This is a genomic window from Nostoc sp. NZL (assembly GCF_015714705.1).
Classification (GTDB): Bacteria; Cyanobacteriota; Cyanobacteriia; order Cyanobacteriales; family Nostocaceae; genus Nostoc; species Nostoc foliaceum_A.
Genome location: NZ_WBKL01000066.1, coordinates 1 through 18398, shown reverse-complemented (window position 1 = coordinate 18398; position 18398 = coordinate 1). Strand labels below are relative to the sequence as shown.

Genomic DNA, 18398 nt, shown 5'->3' with positions numbered 1-18398 from the left:
CCATAATGCAGCGCTGAATATTCTTGAAATTGGACTCCGTACTGTGGGGCACACAGGAACGTTAATCGCCTCTGGAGACATCGACCTCTGCGTGGGTGAGGAAACTCCTCCAAGTAAGTCGGGTCGCGGAAAGAGGAAGTCCAAAGAGCGATCTTTGGAATCCCCCGCTATATCAGGTACTCCTGATTAGCGCCGGGAGGATGTCAATTGCAATCTGAGGTGAAGCGGCTGCAAACGTTTTTACTCATGGCGTTGAGCACACCAGATGGTGTATTAATTAACACTCAAGGGAGTCGTCTCAATGTTAAAGATCGAGAATTTTTTCAGCGAAGTATGGCGGGTGAAACCGTAGCTGCCAATCCAATTCTTGGACGCACAAGCAATCAGTTACAAATTCAGATTAGTTCGCCGATTCCTGCCGAAACAGGCACAAAGCCGGCAGGTGTGTTAATGGGAGGAATTCTGATTAACCGAGTAGTTGAAGCGATTAGCAATTTACATCAAGGCAAGGGCAGCTATGCCTTTGCGCTGAATTCTCAAGGAGTTCCCATCGCCCATCCCGACACGGAACTAATTGGCACACCTGAAAAAGTTGCCCAGAGTTTCCTCAACTCACCCAATTCCAGGTTAGCTGAAATTACTCAACAAATGGTGGCTAAACGCACAAATATTGAATTGGCTCAACTGGATGGGAAGTGGAGCTATGTTGCTTACACTCCCCTCAGAGAAGCAAATTGGTCGGTAGCTTTAGTTGTGCCACAAGAAAATATTGAATCACCATTGCAGGCGTTGAACCTGTTGGCTACGGTTTTGGGAGGATTGCTAGTGGTTGGATTGATCAGTGCATGGCGACAGGTGCAACTATATGAGCAGATTCGCGATCGCGCCTTGGTTTCCAGCCGACAGGCACAGCAACTCAGCAAAACCTTGAAAGAATTGCAAAATACCCAAGCTCGACTCATCCACACCGAAAAAATGTCTAGCTTGGGACAATTGGTTGCTGGGGTGGCACATGAAATCAATAATCCCGCCAATTTTATTCATGCCAACCTCAACCATGCCAGTGAATACAGCGCAGGTATCCTCGATTTGCTAAAGCTTTATGAACAAACCTACCCAAATCCTACACCAGAAATTCGCGATCGCGCCCAAGACCTTGATATTGAATTTTTGGCAGAAGATTTACCCAAGCTAATGGCATCAATGCAAGTGGGAACCAAGCGCATTCGTCAGATTGTGCTGTCGCTGCGTAATTTCTCGCGCCTTGATGAAGCAGATATGAAATTTGTAGACATTAATGAAGGATTAGATAACACTCTGATGATTCTGAATCATCGCCTAACAGCCACGGCTGACCAAGCAGAAATTCAGATCATTAAGAAATACGGAGATTTGCCACTAGTTGAATGCTACGCAGGACAACTCAATCAGGTGTTTATGAATATTCTGGCAAATGCGATCGATGCACTCGAAGAAGCCAGCCAAAAACGGAGTTTTGAGGATCTTAAAACTAACCTCAATCAAATTAAGATCCAAACCCAAGTTGATGAATCAAGCCATTACGCAATTATTCAGTTTCACGATAATGGTATTGGCATGTCAGAAGATATTAAGCAACGGGTATTTGACTATATGTTCACTACTAAACCTGTTGGCAAAGGCATCGGATTAGGAATGGCGATCGCCTATCAAATTGTCGTAGAAAAACACGCAGGAACTATTGAAGTTGATTCTACCCCAGGATATGGGACAGAGTTTACGATCTGTATTCCTTTAACAAGTAAAAATTAAAAATTACTGACAAAATTGAAACAGCCAAGAATTAGATCAAAGATTGTTTTGGCTAATTTATACACTCATTAATGCGATCGCTATTTTGAAATAAAAGAATGAGTAAGTGTGATCGGCTGATGGTAAAAACTCAATCTTTCCCGTTGCATCCTCGACTGGAAAATCTGGACTGTGTAGCCTGTTAAAAGGATGTTTGAAAAGTCGAAAAGTATACTAAAGACACCGCTTCCATTCCTCTCGCCGAAATTTTGCCCCCGCTAGAGCTTTCTTAAGGTTATCTACTCTGGGGTGTTATATCCGATATTCCATAATTTGATTGAATTGAAAAGCCTACACTGTACCATCAGGTCAGTGTAGGTAGTTCACATCATAATCGGGTTAACTAAAACAAATCTAAATCTGTTACAGCACCAATACTGCTAGAAGATACCAATTTGGCATATTTCGCCAACACGCCTTTAGTGTAACGCGGAGCGGGAGGTTGCCAGTTGGCACGACGACGGGCCAATTCTTCTTCAGATATATTCAACTGCAACAAACGAGCAGGTGCATCAATAGTAATACTATCGCCTTCTTCTACAAGAGCGATCGCACCACCAACTGCCGCTTCTGGAGCAACATGACCAACTACCATGCCGTAAGTACCGCCAGAAAAGCGTCCGTCGGTAATTAATCCCACAGCATCACCTAAGCCAGCACCGATAATTGCTGAAGTGGGAGCCAACATTTCGCGCATTCCAGGGCCGCCCTTAGGCCCTTCGTAGCGGATAATTAGAATATCACCAGCTTGAATCTTACCGGCCAAAATTGCAGCTAAAGAGGCTTCTTCCGATTCAAATACCCGTGCGGGGCCGGTAATTACTGGTTTCTTCACCCCGGTAATTTTGGCGACAGCCCCTTCTGTTGCCAGATTACCTCTGAGGATGGCTAAATGTCCTTGAGCATACATCGGGTTATTCCAAGGACGAATCACATCTTGATTGGCAGATGGTTCTTCTGGGATATCTGCCAGTATCTCTGCAATTGTTTGACCGCTAATGGTGAGGCTATCACCGTGTAATAAGTCATGCACAAGTAGCATCTTCATTACTTGGGGAATGCCACCAGCTTTGTGCAAATCTGTAGCGACATATTTACCACTAGGTTTTAAATCACACAAAACGGGAACACGGGCGCGGATAGTTTCAAAGTCGTCTATAGTCAACTCTACATCAGCGGCGCGGGCGATCGCTAAGAAATGCAACACTGCATTCGTCGAACCACCCACGGCCATAATCACAGAGATGGCATTCTCTATAGATTTGCGGGTGATAATTTGGCGGGGTAAGATTTGGTTGCGAATGGCTTCGACTAATACAAATGCTGATTTTTCCGTGCTGTCGGCTTTTTCGGCATCTTCTGCCGCCATTGTTGAGGAATAGGGTAAACTCATTCCCAGTGCTTCAAATGCTGAAGACATGGTGTTAGCTGTGAACATTCCCCCGCAAGAACCAGCACCAGGACAAGCGCGACCTTCAACTTCTAATAGTTCCTTTTCGTCAATTTTTCCAGCACTGTATTGACCAACAGCTTCAAAAGAACTGACAACAGTTAAATCGCGTCCATTGTAGTGACCGGGTTTAATTGTCCCACCGTAAACGAATATTGCAGGGATATTCATCCGTGCGATCGCCAGCATTGCTCCAGGCATATTTTTATCACAACCGCCAATAGCTAGTACACCATCCATACTTTGGCCAGTACAGGCGGTTTCAATGGAATCGGCAATGACTTCCCGCGACACTAGGGAATATTTCATCCCTTCAGTTCCCATCGAAATCCCATCGCTAATGGTAATCGTGCCGAACATTTGCGGCATCGCCCCGGCGGTTTTAATTCCAACTTCTGCCCTTTGTGCCAGTAGATTTATCCCCATATTACAGGGAGTGATCGTACTGTAGCCGTTGGCAATACCGACAATGGCTTTATTGAAATCTTCATCTTTAAAACCAACTGCACGTAGCATAGCCCGATTAGGCGATCGCTGCACCCCTTGCGTCACAATTTGGCTTCTCAAATTCTCCGACATCTTTTTTCCTTCCCTGGCATCGTCGCAACTGTTGCGATTGTATTACCTGATTTTCTCATGTATACGCGGCACGATCGAACATGAGAAAGCATTGATAATTTTCTCTAGTTCACCGTTCGGCTAATTGCCATCAGAAAAACACCCCTAAAAGCAGGCTTTTAGGAGAGCAAAAGCGTAGCTTTAGCGGGGTGGGTTTCTAGCGGGAATTATGAGTGAATCTAACTTGATATTGAATCCAGACTGTTAGATTATTACTAATTAAACGATAATGTCGCTTGCTACTAGTCCTGGTGCTCCTACAAGCTGCACTTCCAACTCGGCGGCAAAATCGAAATCGGTGTTAGCTTGAAGAATACCTCCTGAATAACGGACTTGACCGACTGCGGAGAATGCACCAGACCCAATGAAAGTGAAGGCTTGGTTGCCTGCAAGAATGGAGTTAGCGTCGATGGTAGATAGATCAATTTGATCGCCTGCAAAGATACCGTTTCCAGCGAAGTCAGTGATTACATCCCGTGCGAAGCCAGGTTGACTCTCAGAAAGTGAGTTGAAATCGAAAATATCGTTACCCGATCCTCCAGTGAGGCGATCTGTCCCACTACCACCAATAAGGATGTCGTTGCCAGCACCACCGTTAATGGTATCGTTGCCGCCATTGCCGTCTAGGACATTATTTGCAAAGGAGCCAATAATCGTCTCACCGCCTTGGCTGCCCTCAACATTCTCGAAGTTAATGATGGTTTCAGTATTGCCACCACTAACAGATGTTAAGCCAGTTGCCAGATTGATTGTTACCCCGGAACCGAAGGTAACACCTGAATAATCAATTGTGTCAACGCCAGATCCACCATTATGAACGTCGAAAGTCACAAAGTCGGTATCAATGATGCGATCATTACCACTGCCGCCGTTGGTTGAGTCAACCCCAGCGCCCCCATTAATAGTATCGTTACCATCCAACCCGGACAGCACATTATTGGCACTGTTGCCGTTGATGACGTTGTTTCGGGCGTTACCTGTGCCGTTAATTGTTGCAATTCCCGTCAAAGTCAGGTTTTCCAAGTTAGTACTCAGGGTGTAGCTCACTGAAGACTGTACAGTGTCTATACCACCTAAAGCATCACCAAATACCTCGGAAGCAACATCAAAAATGCTGTCTACGATGTAGAGGTCATTGTTGTCACCTCCATCCATGTTGTCGGCACCTGTACCACCGTTGAGGGTATCGTTCCCACTACCGCCTCTGAGGGTATCATTGCCACTACCGCCAACAAGGCTATCATTGCCAATACTACCAACAAGGCTATCGTTGCCACTACCGCCGTTAATTGTATCGTTGCCACTACCGCCGTTAATTGTATCGTTGCCGCCATTGCCGTTGAGAACGTTATTACCAGAGGAACCAACGATTGTCTCACCTCCCTGGCTGCCTTCGACGTTCTCGAAGTTACTGATAATTTCAGTATTACCACCAGTAACGGATGTTAAACCTGTTGCCAGGTTGATTGTTACCCCGGAAGCGAAGGTGACACCTGAATAATCAATCGTGTCTATACCTGTTCCACCATTATGATTATCGAAGTTTACAAAGTCGTCATCAATGATGCGATCGTTACCAGCACCTGCGTTAGTTGAGTCACGTCCGCTTCCTGGATTAATTGTATCGTTGGTGTTAAAAGCGGAGATAATATCGTTACCGCCAAATCCGTTGAAGATATCAGCAACACCTGGATCTGGATCAAAACCAAATAGAGGTAAGTTGTCAGCACCGTTGGTACCGTTGAAAATCGACATAATAAGTTCTCCTTAATTTATAGAGTCGATAAAATAACTTCCTCACGAGGAAAGAGGAAGAAAAATAAACAGACAGATCAGACCTGATTGAGGCAGGTTGTTGCTGTCAAGTCTGAAGGTTTGAGAAGTACCGCATATATCAATGATGTTGGCATCAAAATTTGTGCCAAGAATCATATTTTCTTCTTATGTCTGATGTCTTCGCTGATTCAAAAACCAGGTTCTTAGACAGAAGGAGATTTTCTCGGATGTAATAGTAGTCTTTTGAAGACTTTCTTACTGTATTCGGAATAACAAGGTGATAATAGTACCCTGCGGGGTACTATATTTTATTTTTAAGAAAAAGTTACTGAAAGGAAAACTTTTGCGATCGCCATAATCTAAGTAGCCATCATAAACTGCCTACACCAGAACACATGAAATCAAATCATTAAAGATGCATGATTTTCTAAAGATGTGTCATTCACATTTAGCGTGTATAAGCCTGTTAATTAGCCAAACTGAGATACCTGCAAGTCAAAGTAGCTGTTGCCCATTATTAAGGAAAGCACGGAAGTAATATTCTGTCTTTTACGTATTTTATACTACATTCCTTATCTAAGAACAAAGATTAAGAAGTAAAAAGCAAATTGAATTTTTCTGGACGACTTACCCTGAGATTATGACTGATTTAAGAAGTCATTAATAGCGTGTAATAATTCATGGAAAGTGTAAGGCTTCCTCAAAAATATATTGATGCCAGCATTAGCAGCCTCGACTGTCTGACTGTCCGTCACTGTGCCACTGATGCCCATAATTTTTACTTGTGGGTTCATTTGTTGCATTATGTTAATGGCAGTTAACCCATCCATTGATGGCATCATCATATCCATCAACACCATACTAATTTGATTTTTATGCTGGGCGTACAATGAGATTGCCTCGATGCCGTTAATAGCTGTCAGAGTTTCATAGTTGTGGTCTTCAAGCAAAGTTTTGCTAATCTCTAGGATAGCGGCTTCATCATCTACAACTAGAATTAATTCTCCGTTGCCGTTGGGCAATTCCAAGTTCTCTGCTTGCTGCTTTGCACTTTTGTTTATAGCTGGTAGATAAACTTGAAATTGAGAACCTTTGCCTATCTCGCTAGACACTTTCACAAAACCGTTGTGGTTTTTGACAATCCCAATCACAGTTGACAAACCTAAGCCAGTGCCTTTTCCTGGTTCTTTGGTTGTAAAAAAGGGTTCAAAAATTCGCTCCAAAATTAGTGGAGGAATCCCAAATCCTGTATCTGAAATAGTTATCAGTATATAGGGGCCCACTTGAGCATTTAGATTCCTTTTGGCAAAATTTTCATCAACGAATAAATTCTCCGCAGACATATATAGTGTGCCACCCTTGGGCATGGCATCACGAGCGTTGACGCACAAATTCATTAACACCTGATGAATTTGAGTCGGATCTGCCAAGATAGTCCAGAGTTGATGTCTAGGTAGATTATTGATAATTGTGATCGATTTGGGAAATGTGCTTTTGACTATTTGATCGATTTCTAGAAGTAAGTGTTCTATTTGTAAAGAAATACCGTTGCCTTCAGACCTACGAGAAAAAGTCAGAATTTGCTTGACCAAATCCGCCGCACGTTTAGAGTTATCTTCGAGAAGTTTCAGTAGTTGATAATTACGTGCATCCAGATTGGGAAGTTTGAGCGCTAACATTTCTACTGAAGACAAAATGGGCGTTAGGATATTGTTGAGGTCGTGGGCAATACCACTTGCCAACGTACCAAGACTCTCTAGGCGCTGGGTACGGAGAAATTGAGCAAGGAGTTGTTTTTTCTCTGTGATGTCGGTATCAACGGAGAGGATGGATTTTGGTTGCTCTGCTTCATCACGCATCAGTGTCCATCGGCTTTCCACGATAATTTCTTTGCCGCACTTTGTCACTTTATGTAACTCACCTTGCCATAAGCCAAAGTCAGTAACATTTGTTAAAGCCACTTGCAGTTGCTGTGGGCTTTTTTTGCACAGCAGCTCCTCAAGGTTCTTTCCCAAAGCCTCATGAGCTTCCCAACCATACAGACGTTCTGCACCTTGATTCCAGAATAAGATTTGGTTTTGAAAATTTCGTACAACGATCGCATCAGAAGCGATATCTAGTAAAGCTGCTTGTTCGCGGATTTTCTGTTCTGCCCATTTGCGCTCAATGGTCATAGCCAACACATTAGCGATCGCTTGCAAAAAATGAATATCATTTTGGGTAAACTCTCGATATCTAGTTGTATGTGCGCCTAAGACACCAAGAGGTTGTTTTTGACCCTGAATGATGACGCTAATGCCACTGATTACTGAGTGGTCAATCAATAAAGGTGGCCCTTGAAACCGCGTTTCTTTGGCAAGGTCACCAACAATTACTGGCTCACTGGAAAGTAGTGTATAGGAGGCCTGAGTCTCATTCCCTCCACCTAATTCTAATTTGAAATTTCCCACCAGCCCTGATTGCCAACCGACTCCCGATCGCAACAGTAAGGTGTTCTGATCAGGAAGCACTTCCAAAACTTTACTGTACTCAACCTCAAGGCTTTGATTAATCAGGACAACGGCTTCGTCCATTAATGCGTAAAGGTCTATATTCGCTAGAGCTAACTGACCCAATTTAGCCACGGCTGCCTGCTGGCGCACACGTGCTCTTAAACCAGATTCCACTCGCTTGCGTTCAACAAGTTCAGTATTTACCTGCTCATACAGTTGAGATTGCTGGATGGCAATGCCTACTTGTATTGCCAATTGTTTAAGTAAATCGATTTCCCAAGTCTGCCACTGTCGGGGTGCTGCACACTGGTTGGCAACTAATAATCCCCATAATTTTTTTCCTTGCAAGATCGGGACTGCCAAGTTTGCCCTGACTTGGAACTGAATAAGTAAATCGCGGTGGCATTCAGTCAAACCTGCTGTATAAATATCTGCGATCGCTTGAATGCGCCCTTGTCTGTACTCCTCGCCATGAGTTTCCATAAAATAAGTGTCTTTGACTTGGGTATTCAGGGTAGAAATACAATGATCATCAACAGACTCTACCACCACTACCCCGCCGTAGTCTGGTTCAAACTGATACATGAACACTCGATCTACTTCTAGGAGCTGACGTACTTCAGTTACGGTCGTATTCAGAACCTTGTCCAAATTCAAACTCTGGCGGATGCGCTGGGCAATTGCCATCACCAATCGCTGCCATTGAATTTGCTGTTGCAGTGCCTCTTCTGCCTGCTTACAGTCTGTAAGGTTACACTCATCATTGTTCATCTATTATATGCCCCATCTAATCAATGAGGTTCTCAATATCTGGTGACTACTGGTTACACCTACGGACTATTGCCCATAGTATTTTTATGAATAAATATAGTTAAAACTACCTTAGACGAAGTAATTTAAATTTAACTGTGGTTGTTCCTTTTATGGCTATACCTTAATACTATAAGAGGTGCGCCGATTTAAGATGTGTTTCCTTTATTGCAGCATAAATCTTGATTGGTAACAACTTCAGGAAATTGTACATATTTGAAGCAAGTGATTGCAAAAAGGGATTAAGTCTGGCTTTGCCAAAGTTTTTTACTCTGTTTTCCCTGGCTTCTAGCGAAGCCAGTAGCTTTAATATATGTTTGCCCTAAATCTTCTATCTTCCGGCAGAAAAATTTAGAGAGTAACTAAACTTTTGAAAAAGAATAAAAACAAGATTTTCAAGGATTTTTTGCCTAAATTATGGAATTGTTACGAGAGTTTGATTGCTGATAGAAAAGAAAAGTGGCATTCAGATTTAAAGCCTGAATACCACTTTGTATTTTGTCAAAATTCCTAATGACGGAGGTATTTTACCCAGGTAGAGTTATCCCAGTGACAGCGATCGCACCAGCGATCGCACTGGCTGCAAGGGAAGTTAAAGCTGTGCCAAATAACCACCATGCAGCATTTGCAACAGTTTTTTTGGTTTCTTGTGCTTGCTTTTTAGTTTGTTCTTGGATTGCTTTCAGGCGTTTTTGCGTTTCTTTCTGGATGCGTTCGGCTCGTTGCAGTACGCCATCCCGTGCCGCTTCTATTTGGTCGATAATGCGGTTAGCATCGCTCTCAGAAATATCCTCACGAGAACTGATGACAGCAACTAAGGTGTCACGATCAAATTGACTGAGGCGATCGCGCAACGCTTCAAATCCAGCTTGCGGATCGTCGAATACTTTAGCAAAGTCTTGCTTAATGCCTTCATAGTTGAGTTCCGAACGATCCAACGAGTTGAGATAGTTACGAACTCTAGCAAAAACTCCATCAAGTACTGATTGCACTCTCTGCTGGATCTGCTGGAATTGTTCGACAATCGAACTCCGCACAGACTCAATTTGATCCACAATTCGGTTAGCTTCCTCTTCTGAGATATCCTCCCGTTGAGATAACAGGGCCACAATTGTCGATCGGTCAAATTTGGAGGCGCGATCGCTTAAACTCCCAATTCCAGCGCGGGGAGAAGACAGCAGCAATTGCAAATCGCGTTTAATTGCTTCTGGGTTGAGTTCTTCTTTGTTAGTATTTCGCAGGTAATCTTCAAGATTGCCTTCAAAATCTAGAGCTACTTGAGTGGTACGTTTTGCTAAACGGCGTGGCGCTCTCACAATATCACCAATCGCATCTTGTACCCGATCAATGATCTGATTAACCTGCTCTTGGCTCAAATCTCCCCGTTGACTCACAAGTTTAACCAGGGTTTCTCGATCAACGTGAGACAAGCGATCGCGCAATGCTAATGCTCCTGCTTTAGGATCATCGAGTAATTTTTCCAAATCGGCTCTGATTCCTTCGGGATCAAGTTCTTCCAAATTGGTATTGCGGAGGTAGTCTGCGATCGCTTTTGTCGTTTTTTCGTACTGTTCTCTCGCTTGTTGCGGTACTTGCAAAATACTATCTCGGACTGCTTCGATCTGATCGAGAATTTGGTTTACCTGTTCTTCGCTCAAATCTTGACGCTGAGTGAGCAATTGTACCAGTGTATCCCGGTCAAATTGCGATAAGCGTGAAGTCAATTGGCTAATTCCGGCTTGCGGATCGTCTAATAAAACTCTAAACTCACGTTTGATAGCTTCGGGATTTAGTTCGTCTTTATTAGTATTCCGCAGATAGTCTTCAACTCTTTGGCGTAGTTCATCGGCTCTAGCTTTTGCTTGTTCTTGCAATTCTCTAGCACGATTTAAGAAATTATCGCGGTTGCGTTCGAGTTGACTAACAATATTGTTAGCTTCTTCTTCGCTGATATCTTGACGTTGCTGGAGCAATTGTACAAAAGTATCGCGGTCAAATTGCCCGAAGCGGCTAGTTAAATCTTCAAAGCCAGCTTGTGGATCTTCCACCAATCTGGCAAAGTCGCGTTCAATACCTTCAGGGTTGAGTTCTTCTTTCCCCGTCGAACGCAGATAATCTTCGATGCGGCTGCGAAAATCTTGCCCTTTTTCTCGCGCTTGGGCCTGTTTTACAGTTTCTAAAACTTCCTGGCGATCGCTCTCCATTTGTTCAGCGATTTCTTTCACCCTGGCTTCGCTGATATCACCCCGTTGGTTTAGCAAGTTGGCGAAATATTCTTGATTCAGTTCTTCCAACTCGCGTCTCACAGTTGTTGGATCTGCATTCACATCATAGATGACTTCTTTAAATTCATCTCTTAGGGTAATGCGGTTAAAATGCCAAGGAAAGGAATTTAATATGTAGTCTTCTACATCTGCCTTAATCGTGTTTTCAAGCGATATTGGCAATCTTGCAGATACTTGCTCAGTTGCTTGCTCTCTAAGCTTTTGAAGTTGTTCTGTGATTTGATCGACATCGACATCTTGAACTTTTTCTTTCAGCTTTTGCAACTGAGTTGTAATTTTGTTCACATCTATATTGGAAAGGTTTACCCGATCCAAGACTGCTGGTACAGCAGCACTCAAGCCATATCGCATAGCTTGTTTCATTACACCATTACTTTGCTTGCCATTACCACCTCCGACTGTAACCAGTTCTTGAAGCCGTTCCCCTAATTGCTCTGAATTCAGTTCTTCGGGAGTAGCAGACTTGAGCAAATTAATTACTTGTTCTGTGGGATTTTTGCGGTTTAAAGCTTGTTGCCAAGCGCCTTCAAATTGATCAGCAATGCGATTTATATCTTCTTTAGATAAATCTGTACGATTGCTGATTAAATCAACAAATGTTTGGCGATTAATGTTTTGCAATAGGTCGCTATTAGCAACAGATTGCAAATCTGTATCTTTAAGCAACTGGTCAAATTGACTCCGAATTTCTTTGATGTCCAGCTTTGGCAATTCCAAAGAACCTAAGGAACTTTGAAGCGTATTTCTAATCTCTTCAGGATCAAAACCTGAAGTTAATTCCCGCCGGACTGCGGCTGTAATATCTTCAGCAGTAGAAACCAACTGTTTTTTCGCGGTATTAGCACCAATACCAGCAGTTGCTGTACCCATCAGAGCTTGAAAACCAGAAGTAACAGTATTAGCAATAGAACCAATTAAAGAACCTACTGCCGATGAACCTAACCAAATTACTAGTGAGAAATAGGTAGACCAGATGACTACACCGATAATTGATCCTAGAAATGCACTTTCGATTAAGCTAAGTTTTACCGCTAGAAAACAAGCAATAAATAATGCAATGCTAGCGGTTATTAATGCCCAAGAACCAACCTTGGTTTGAACATTACGAATTTTACTACCCAAACTTTCTGATTCATCATCAGAATCTGAATCAATTTCCCAAGATGAAATTCCTACAGCGACTGAAAAGTTTGTGAATAACAATTGAAAGGCAAATGCCATTAAGACCCCAGCCACCAATGCTACCAAAAATTTAGGGCCAGAAAAAAGAACTGATGCTTCTTCTGGCGTTAGTACTTCCTGGGCTAAAGTTATTGGCGCTAATCCCAAAGGCAGCCAGTTCCATCCCCAAATAGTTAAAACACTTTGAAACATAGAATTTTCTCACTTGCTCTCATTTAAATAACCATTTATAAAATGGCTTACTTCTCAATTTAATTGTCAGTTATATAATCTGACACTTTCTTAGGTAAGAAGTTGGTTTGCCAAAAGTCGTATTTTAGAAAAGAATATTATTGTTTTATTAGTTAAAAATTAAATAAAACAATATATATTTTAATAACTTTTTCACAATTTTATAAAATTATCTAAACTAGAATTGGTGTTATTTTTTACTTGAACAATACCCCAATCTATTTTAGAAAATAGAGCTTAACCCAGCTTGATGAAGAGAACCAAGGGGTATAAAGCCTGAAATTCTCTACTTTTTAGGTCAGAATATCCAACCTAATTCTGATCAATAAATTTTATTCTTATAAAGCAATACAGTTCAGTTAAGCATTTCTCTCTTCCCTTTTTTCTCTTTCTTCTCTTCCTTTGTGCCCTTTGCGTACTTTGCGGTTCGTTAAAAAATTGAGTTTGTTTGACAAAAAGTTAAGCCTTAACCCAAGCGTATTGTCTTATAAAGTATGTTATCCATGAACTTAAACCTAAATATAGTTCTACATCTTTGTATTAGCTTATATTCAATAGATATTTTTTGGGTGAGATTCAGTTATCTAAAAAACTAATTTTACAGGAAAATATAGTAGTTAACATCTGGTTTTATAAGACATAATTTATTTGATACTTAAATATTTTTACTAACTTTAGATAAAAACACCTATGTCTAATGATAGAGAAAAAAATTCTTCCAAGCGATTGATGAAAAGGAAATAAAAACATGTATTAATAAAGGTTATTAGGAGCTATAAATTAGTGAATAATTGATTTTTGCTGAGGAGACAAAATAATGGTTGTAGGTGTACATAAACGTGCTGTAGGTGTATTTTCTCATCGTCGAGATGTTGAACATGCGCTACATGAATTAAAAAAAGTTGGCTTTGACATGAACAGAGTCTCTGTTATTACCCAAGATGGAGACAGAGATGATATTGCTGGTGCTGAAGTGCGCGATCGCGTCGGTGATAAATCTGACGAAGGCGCTAAAGTCGGAGCAGCTACAGGCGGTGCTTTGGGCGGATTGACTGGCTTATTAGTCGGTCTTGGTACTTTGGCAATTCCTGGAATTGGGCCAATTATGCTAGCTGGAGCCGCAGCAACCACCTTAGCTACTACTCTCGCGGGAGCTGGTATTGGTGCAGTAGCTGGTAGTTTGCTTGGTGCATTGATTGGTTTAGGAATTCCTGAAGAACGAGCCAGAGTTTACGACGAACGCGTGAGACGAGGACACTATTTAGTGATCCTAGATGGTACAGATACAGAAATTGCTAGAGCAGAAGCAATTCTACATCAGCGGGGTGTCGAAGAATTTGGCATTTATGACAACCCAGATGCTAGAACTGCAAATGTGGATTATGTCGCTCCAACTTCTAATGTGGCTCATAGTAGTGTTGCCAGACGCGCGATTGGAGTATTTTCTCATCGCCGAGATGCAGAAGCAGCACTAACAGAATTACGAGATGCAGGTTTTCCTTTAAGTAGAGTCTCCATCATTGCCAAAGATACAAGCGGTCATGGGATCGCTGGTGTAGATGTAGATAAAAATGTCGGGACAGGAAATAAAGCAGACGAGGGTGTAAAAGCTGGAGCCGCTACAGGTGGTGTACTAGGTGGCTTGACTGGTTTATTAGTTGGTCTTGGAACTTTAGCGATTCCTGGAGTCGGGCCTGTGATTGCAGGGGGTGCAGCAGCGACCGCTTTGGCATCAACAGTGGCTGGCGGTGCGATTGGTGCAGCAGCTGGGGGTCTTGTTGGCGGACTCGTTGGCTTGGGAATTCCTGAAGACAAGGCGCGAGTATATAATGATCGCTTCCAAAGAGGCGACTACTTGGTAATTATCGATGGTACGCAAGCTGAAATCCACCAAGCAGAAGCAATTCTCAACCGTCGCGGTATTGAAGAATTTGCCACCTATGATGCTACTGATTTAGGCGAACATCGCTCAGGTTTAGACCGAGTGACTCATCATGATACCGCAGTTAGCGATCGCACCAATTACTCAACAGACCTTCATAGAGACGATCCTGCTGTAGTCATTGTTGACCGTCGGGATGAAACGCTCTAACCCAAGCTAGTTGTCACTCACACCAATTTCCTGAAATTACAGGAGCAAGTAAATAAAAGCTTTGCTCCTCACTTATGCCGTGAATATCAACAAACTCCACAAATTTCACTTTCCGATTCAGAATTAAACATATGCAAAAGCTAACTCCTTTCTTAATTAGTTGCCTTCTAGTTTTTGGTGTTGCGGCTTGTGATAACGCTTCTAAAACAACTGTGACTGCGCCCGCTCCTGACGAAGCTCCACAAGCACCAACTGCACAAACAACACAAGCGGCTCAACAAGACGCTCAAAGTGAAGTTCGCAGAAGACAACTTGATGCTGATATTCGCGCCCGCGAACAGCGGAATAATGCCACTGGCGGCGATACACAAAGAGCTACAGGTGACCTAGCAAGTGAAGTTCGCTCCAAGTTGGAGGCAAACATACCCAAGGGTCAACTAACAGTTGATGCAGCAGATGATGGAACTGTCACTGTCGCAGGAACTGTGAACAATCAGCAGGAATTGGCTAAAATTGAACGTTTAGCTAAAGAAATTAAAGGTGTTAAAACTGTAGTTGTTAAAGCAACTGTTGCCCCTCCACAAAGCTAAGGCAGTTAACAATAAATCCAAGTGAGTATGTAGGCATAAATAAATCATAAATAAATTTAGATGCCTCTACTCAGTTTTAGTGGTCAGTTATACTTATTACTGACCATTAATAATTGACAACTGACGACCTGAATAATTATATTTATTGACGATCAGTCAGTTATAGAAACTCTTGTAATTGCCGAAAATAAAACTATGGAAACTGAACAACAGCAACGTGAATCCATTAATGCCTCCTTCTCAGAAGGTACGCTAGCACTTGAAGGTACAGATACTGCAAACTTGCCAAAGTTACCACCAGCACCTGAACCTGAATCACAATGGCAGCAAATTAGCAGACAAGTTTCTCAATTTTTGGAGCAATTCCCCGAATACTTAGGTCGATTTTTTCAAGACTATAGGCAACCTCTAACAACTGTTGGTTTAATTCTGGCGGCGATTGTTACGGCCAAAGTAGTACTAGCACTACTCGATGCAATCAATGATATTCCGCTACTATCACCGACTTTTGAGTTAATTGGTATTGGTTACGCCACTTGGTTTATTTCTCGTTATCTACTTAAAGCTTCAACTCGGCAAGAATTAGCCGATGAAATTCAATCGCTGAAAAACCAATTTGTAGGCGAATAAATTTCCAAACCATTAAACTAGTTTACTGGAATGGAAGTTTGTCTACTTTGATAAGGGGCTTAATGCCCCTTGTTTTGTTAATGAAGGTAAATTACAAGTATTTAACCGGACTTAATCTTAATCTTTCGGATACATCAAAAGATAGAGAACATAACATTATATTTAGGTTAAAATCCCTTCTAAAGATAGTAGAACGGAAATGAAAAACAGCCTAATCTAGGTTTTGAAGTTATTTAATAGATTCTTTAACGAGGACATAAATTATGGCTAATGAAGCAGTTAAGAGAGATATAGATTCATCTGACCGAGCTGAAGTAGATACATACGATCGCGGAATTATCCCAGCGGAAACAGCTGCTCGAATGGAAAGAGAAGGAAATCTCTACAAAACACTCCCCACAGAAGAAAGGGAGGCAGATGCCCCTACGGATGACCAAACTGATCCAGGAAGTGTACGCACTACTGATGGATACACCGTGGACAAAGAAGGTTTGTTGAACAACTATGCAGTTGAACCGGAAATGTACTACGAAGAACCGGGCGATGCACGCAAACAAGCAGCAGAAGATACCGCCCAACGCGTTGAAGAACTCGGAGAAGTAAATCAGGACGAGGAAGGGAAGTTGACCGATAAAGGTGACAAACGCGGTAGAGGCCCAGGAATAATTTAATTAACATCATCCTTTTTGCTGGATGCAATTAACACTTCAGAAGGCTAAATAGGCGATTTGTAGAGACGCAATAATTGCGTCTCTATTTATATTTATGGGGCCAATATTTCGAGAAGTATGTTACTAGATAATCAAGGGTTCAAGTTCACGATGATGCCATTGCCGCTGATACCATTCGGCAACCAAGGGACGAACAATGAACTTGGGATGACCATCACCTTTAACGTCAATGCGTAAACCTGAGTAAGGTCGCCGCTTCTGAGAACCTTCACCGTTGCGACCAATGAAGAGATGCGATCGCGCCACTAATCTATTTTCATTGCCAAAAGTCTCTCTCAAATCTGCTCCCTCAGTCCGCTGGCGGCGCAAACTAAAGCCGCTACCGCCACAAACAATCCAGTGGATATGAGAATCAGCGTGTCCTGTATCCATTGTCTCCAGATGTTCCAAGCAGTGGGCGTGACCGTTTAATACCAAATCGACCAAAGAACGCCCCTGAGTTAGGGAACCTATTTCTTTAGCTACCGCATCCAGCACACCACGGAGGCGATCGCGAATTATCAGAGTTTGTGCTTGTTGCCACTTTGTCGCTTCAGTTACATAGGGAGGATGATGGAAAAAAATCACTCTTCCCCGAACTTCAGAGTTATTCCAAGATTCAATTAATCTTTGCTTGAGCCAGTCTAGTTGTTCAGTGTCAGTCAGCGTGGTTTTATCAACAGCTAATTGCTTGTCGATATCAACAATAATTTCTTCAATTTGTGACAGTTTGGCGTGAAAATCGTCTAATTGGTCGGCTTCGCTGGGGTTTTCTGGACGAAGTTTGGCTGAGGTTTCAATTATTTGCAGCTTTTCTTGCTCTAAATCTTTACGACGTTTTTCTAAGATTCTGCGATCGGCGTTACCTTCTTTTGTTTTAGGTAGGGGCGGTGGATCGTTAAATGTATTAGAATCCAAGGCAAAAAAATCAATCCCGTTATAGCGAAAAGTGTAGTAGCGATTGGGAAGGCGGGTAAAATGCCCAGGTTCATAGCAAAGACAACGACCTGTCTCTGTCTTGGCTGTATAGTACTGATCTAAGTGGCTGGCTAACTCTTCTGGAAGTTGAAACGCCTTGAGATAGTCTAGAAACGCCCGTGCGTATGCCTCACCAGTTCCTGAGCCATGCAAGCCCACATCTAGGTCTAACCGCGATCGCAACAGGCGACGAATGGGTAATGTTGTTAGCGAGGCCAAGCTCAAGAGAATCGGCAAGTTATAGTAATCGTGATTTCCCGGTACAGGTAAAATGGGCAGCTTAAAAACCATCTGGTCATAGGCAATTCCTTTGGGATGGTTTCCCCCCAAAATAAACTCTCGATAGGGCTGGATGAAGTTCTGATGGTAGTATTCACTCGACCCCACTAAATAGATCACATCCCCCATGTGCAACATAAAACGGGATTCGTTGTGATGGGGCAGCATCATTTCAGCCACCTGTCGCTGAGGATTGTGTCCCCGGTGCTTGCCGGAACCACTATCACCTACAACTAAAAATGAGAACTCAGAATTGTCTGTTTGCCCATCTTCCAACACCAGCCGAGTTTGGTCGATACCCCGTTCTACAATTAACGGGTCTTGCCAGCGTACCCGCTGGTTCATTTTACGAATTTTGTTAGCGATCGCTGGATCAGATACAAGTTTCAATGCAACCTACTCCTGAGTTTTCAATTGAAGGGGAGCAGGGGAGGTAGGGGAGACA

At 42.6% G+C, this 18398-nt stretch carries 10 protein-coding genes and 1 pseudogene; 6 read left to right on the top strand and 5 right to left on the bottom strand.

Annotated elements, in window-relative coordinates:
- Together F8R90_RS32795 and F8R90_RS09580 are read left to right on the top strand one after the other, a co-directional pair.
- Positions 1-190, top strand: a pseudogene (locus F8R90_RS32795) (RNA-guided endonuclease TnpB family protein); the annotation flags it as partial.
- Positions 191-207: 17 nt separating this feature from the next.
- Positions 208-1791, top strand: coding sequence for an ATP-binding protein (locus F8R90_RS09580; protein ID WP_230966221.1), 1584 nt, complete (start codon positions 208-210; stop codon positions 1789-1791).
- 382 nt (positions 1792-2173) lie between these two features.
- Here the strand turns inward: F8R90_RS09580 and ilvD are convergent, their stop codons facing one another.
- The 4 genes from ilvD to F8R90_RS09560 all read right to left on the bottom strand — a co-directional run bounded on the left by ilvD (position 2174) and on the right by F8R90_RS09560 (position 12635).
- Positions 2174-3859: a dihydroxy-acid dehydratase gene (ilvD, locus tag F8R90_RS09575; RefSeq protein ID WP_196510555.1), complete on the bottom strand. Its 1686-nt coding sequence runs from the start codon at positions 3857-3859 to the stop codon at positions 2174-2176.
- A 258-nt stretch (positions 3860-4117) separates the two neighbouring features.
- Complete coding sequence (locus F8R90_RS09570) at positions 4118-5653, bottom strand: calcium-binding protein (protein ID WP_196510554.1); 1536 nt, start codon at positions 5651-5653, stop codon at positions 4118-4120.
- A gap of 659 nt (positions 5654-6312) precedes the next feature.
- Positions 6313-8937 carry a hybrid sensor histidine kinase/response regulator gene (locus F8R90_RS09565; protein WP_196510553.1) on the bottom strand — a complete coding sequence of 875 codons (2625 nt, stop codon included), beginning with the start codon at positions 8935-8937 and terminating at the stop codon, positions 6313-6315.
- Positions 8938-9503: 566 nt separating this feature from the next.
- Positions 9504-12635 carry an MFS transporter gene (locus F8R90_RS09560; protein ID WP_196510552.1) on the bottom strand — a complete coding sequence of 1044 codons (3132 nt, stop codon included), beginning with the start codon at positions 12633-12635 and terminating at the stop codon, positions 9504-9506.
- Between the two features lie 856 nt (positions 12636-13491).
- Here F8R90_RS09560 and F8R90_RS09555 point away from each other — a divergent pair.
- The 4 genes from F8R90_RS09555 (at position 13492) to F8R90_RS09540 (ending at position 16657) form a co-directional block, all read left to right on the top strand.
- On the top strand, positions 13492-14766 hold the full coding sequence (locus tag F8R90_RS09555; RefSeq protein ID WP_196510551.1) for a histidine kinase: 1275 nt from the start codon (positions 13492-13494) through the stop codon (positions 14764-14766).
- Positions 14767-14897: 131 nt separating this feature from the next.
- Positions 14898-15356, top strand: coding sequence for a BON domain-containing protein (locus tag F8R90_RS09550; RefSeq protein ID WP_196510550.1), 459 nt, complete (start codon positions 14898-14900; stop codon positions 15354-15356).
- Between the two features lie 195 nt (positions 15357-15551).
- Complete coding sequence (locus tag F8R90_RS09545) at positions 15552-15986, top strand: CAAD domain-containing protein (RefSeq protein ID WP_196510549.1); 435 nt, start codon at positions 15552-15554, stop codon at positions 15984-15986.
- Between the two features lie 263 nt (positions 15987-16249).
- Positions 16250-16657 carry a hypothetical protein gene (locus F8R90_RS09540; protein ID WP_196510548.1) on the top strand — a complete coding sequence of 136 codons (408 nt, stop codon included), beginning with the start codon at positions 16250-16252 and terminating at the stop codon, positions 16655-16657.
- 123 nt (positions 16658-16780) lie between these two features.
- Here the strand turns inward: F8R90_RS09540 and F8R90_RS09535 are convergent, their stop codons facing one another.
- Positions 16781-18343 carry a metallophosphoesterase family protein gene (locus F8R90_RS09535; RefSeq protein ID WP_196510547.1) on the bottom strand — a complete coding sequence of 521 codons (1563 nt, stop codon included), beginning with the start codon at positions 18341-18343 and terminating at the stop codon, positions 16781-16783.
- Between the last annotated feature and the right edge of the window lie 55 nt (positions 18344-18398).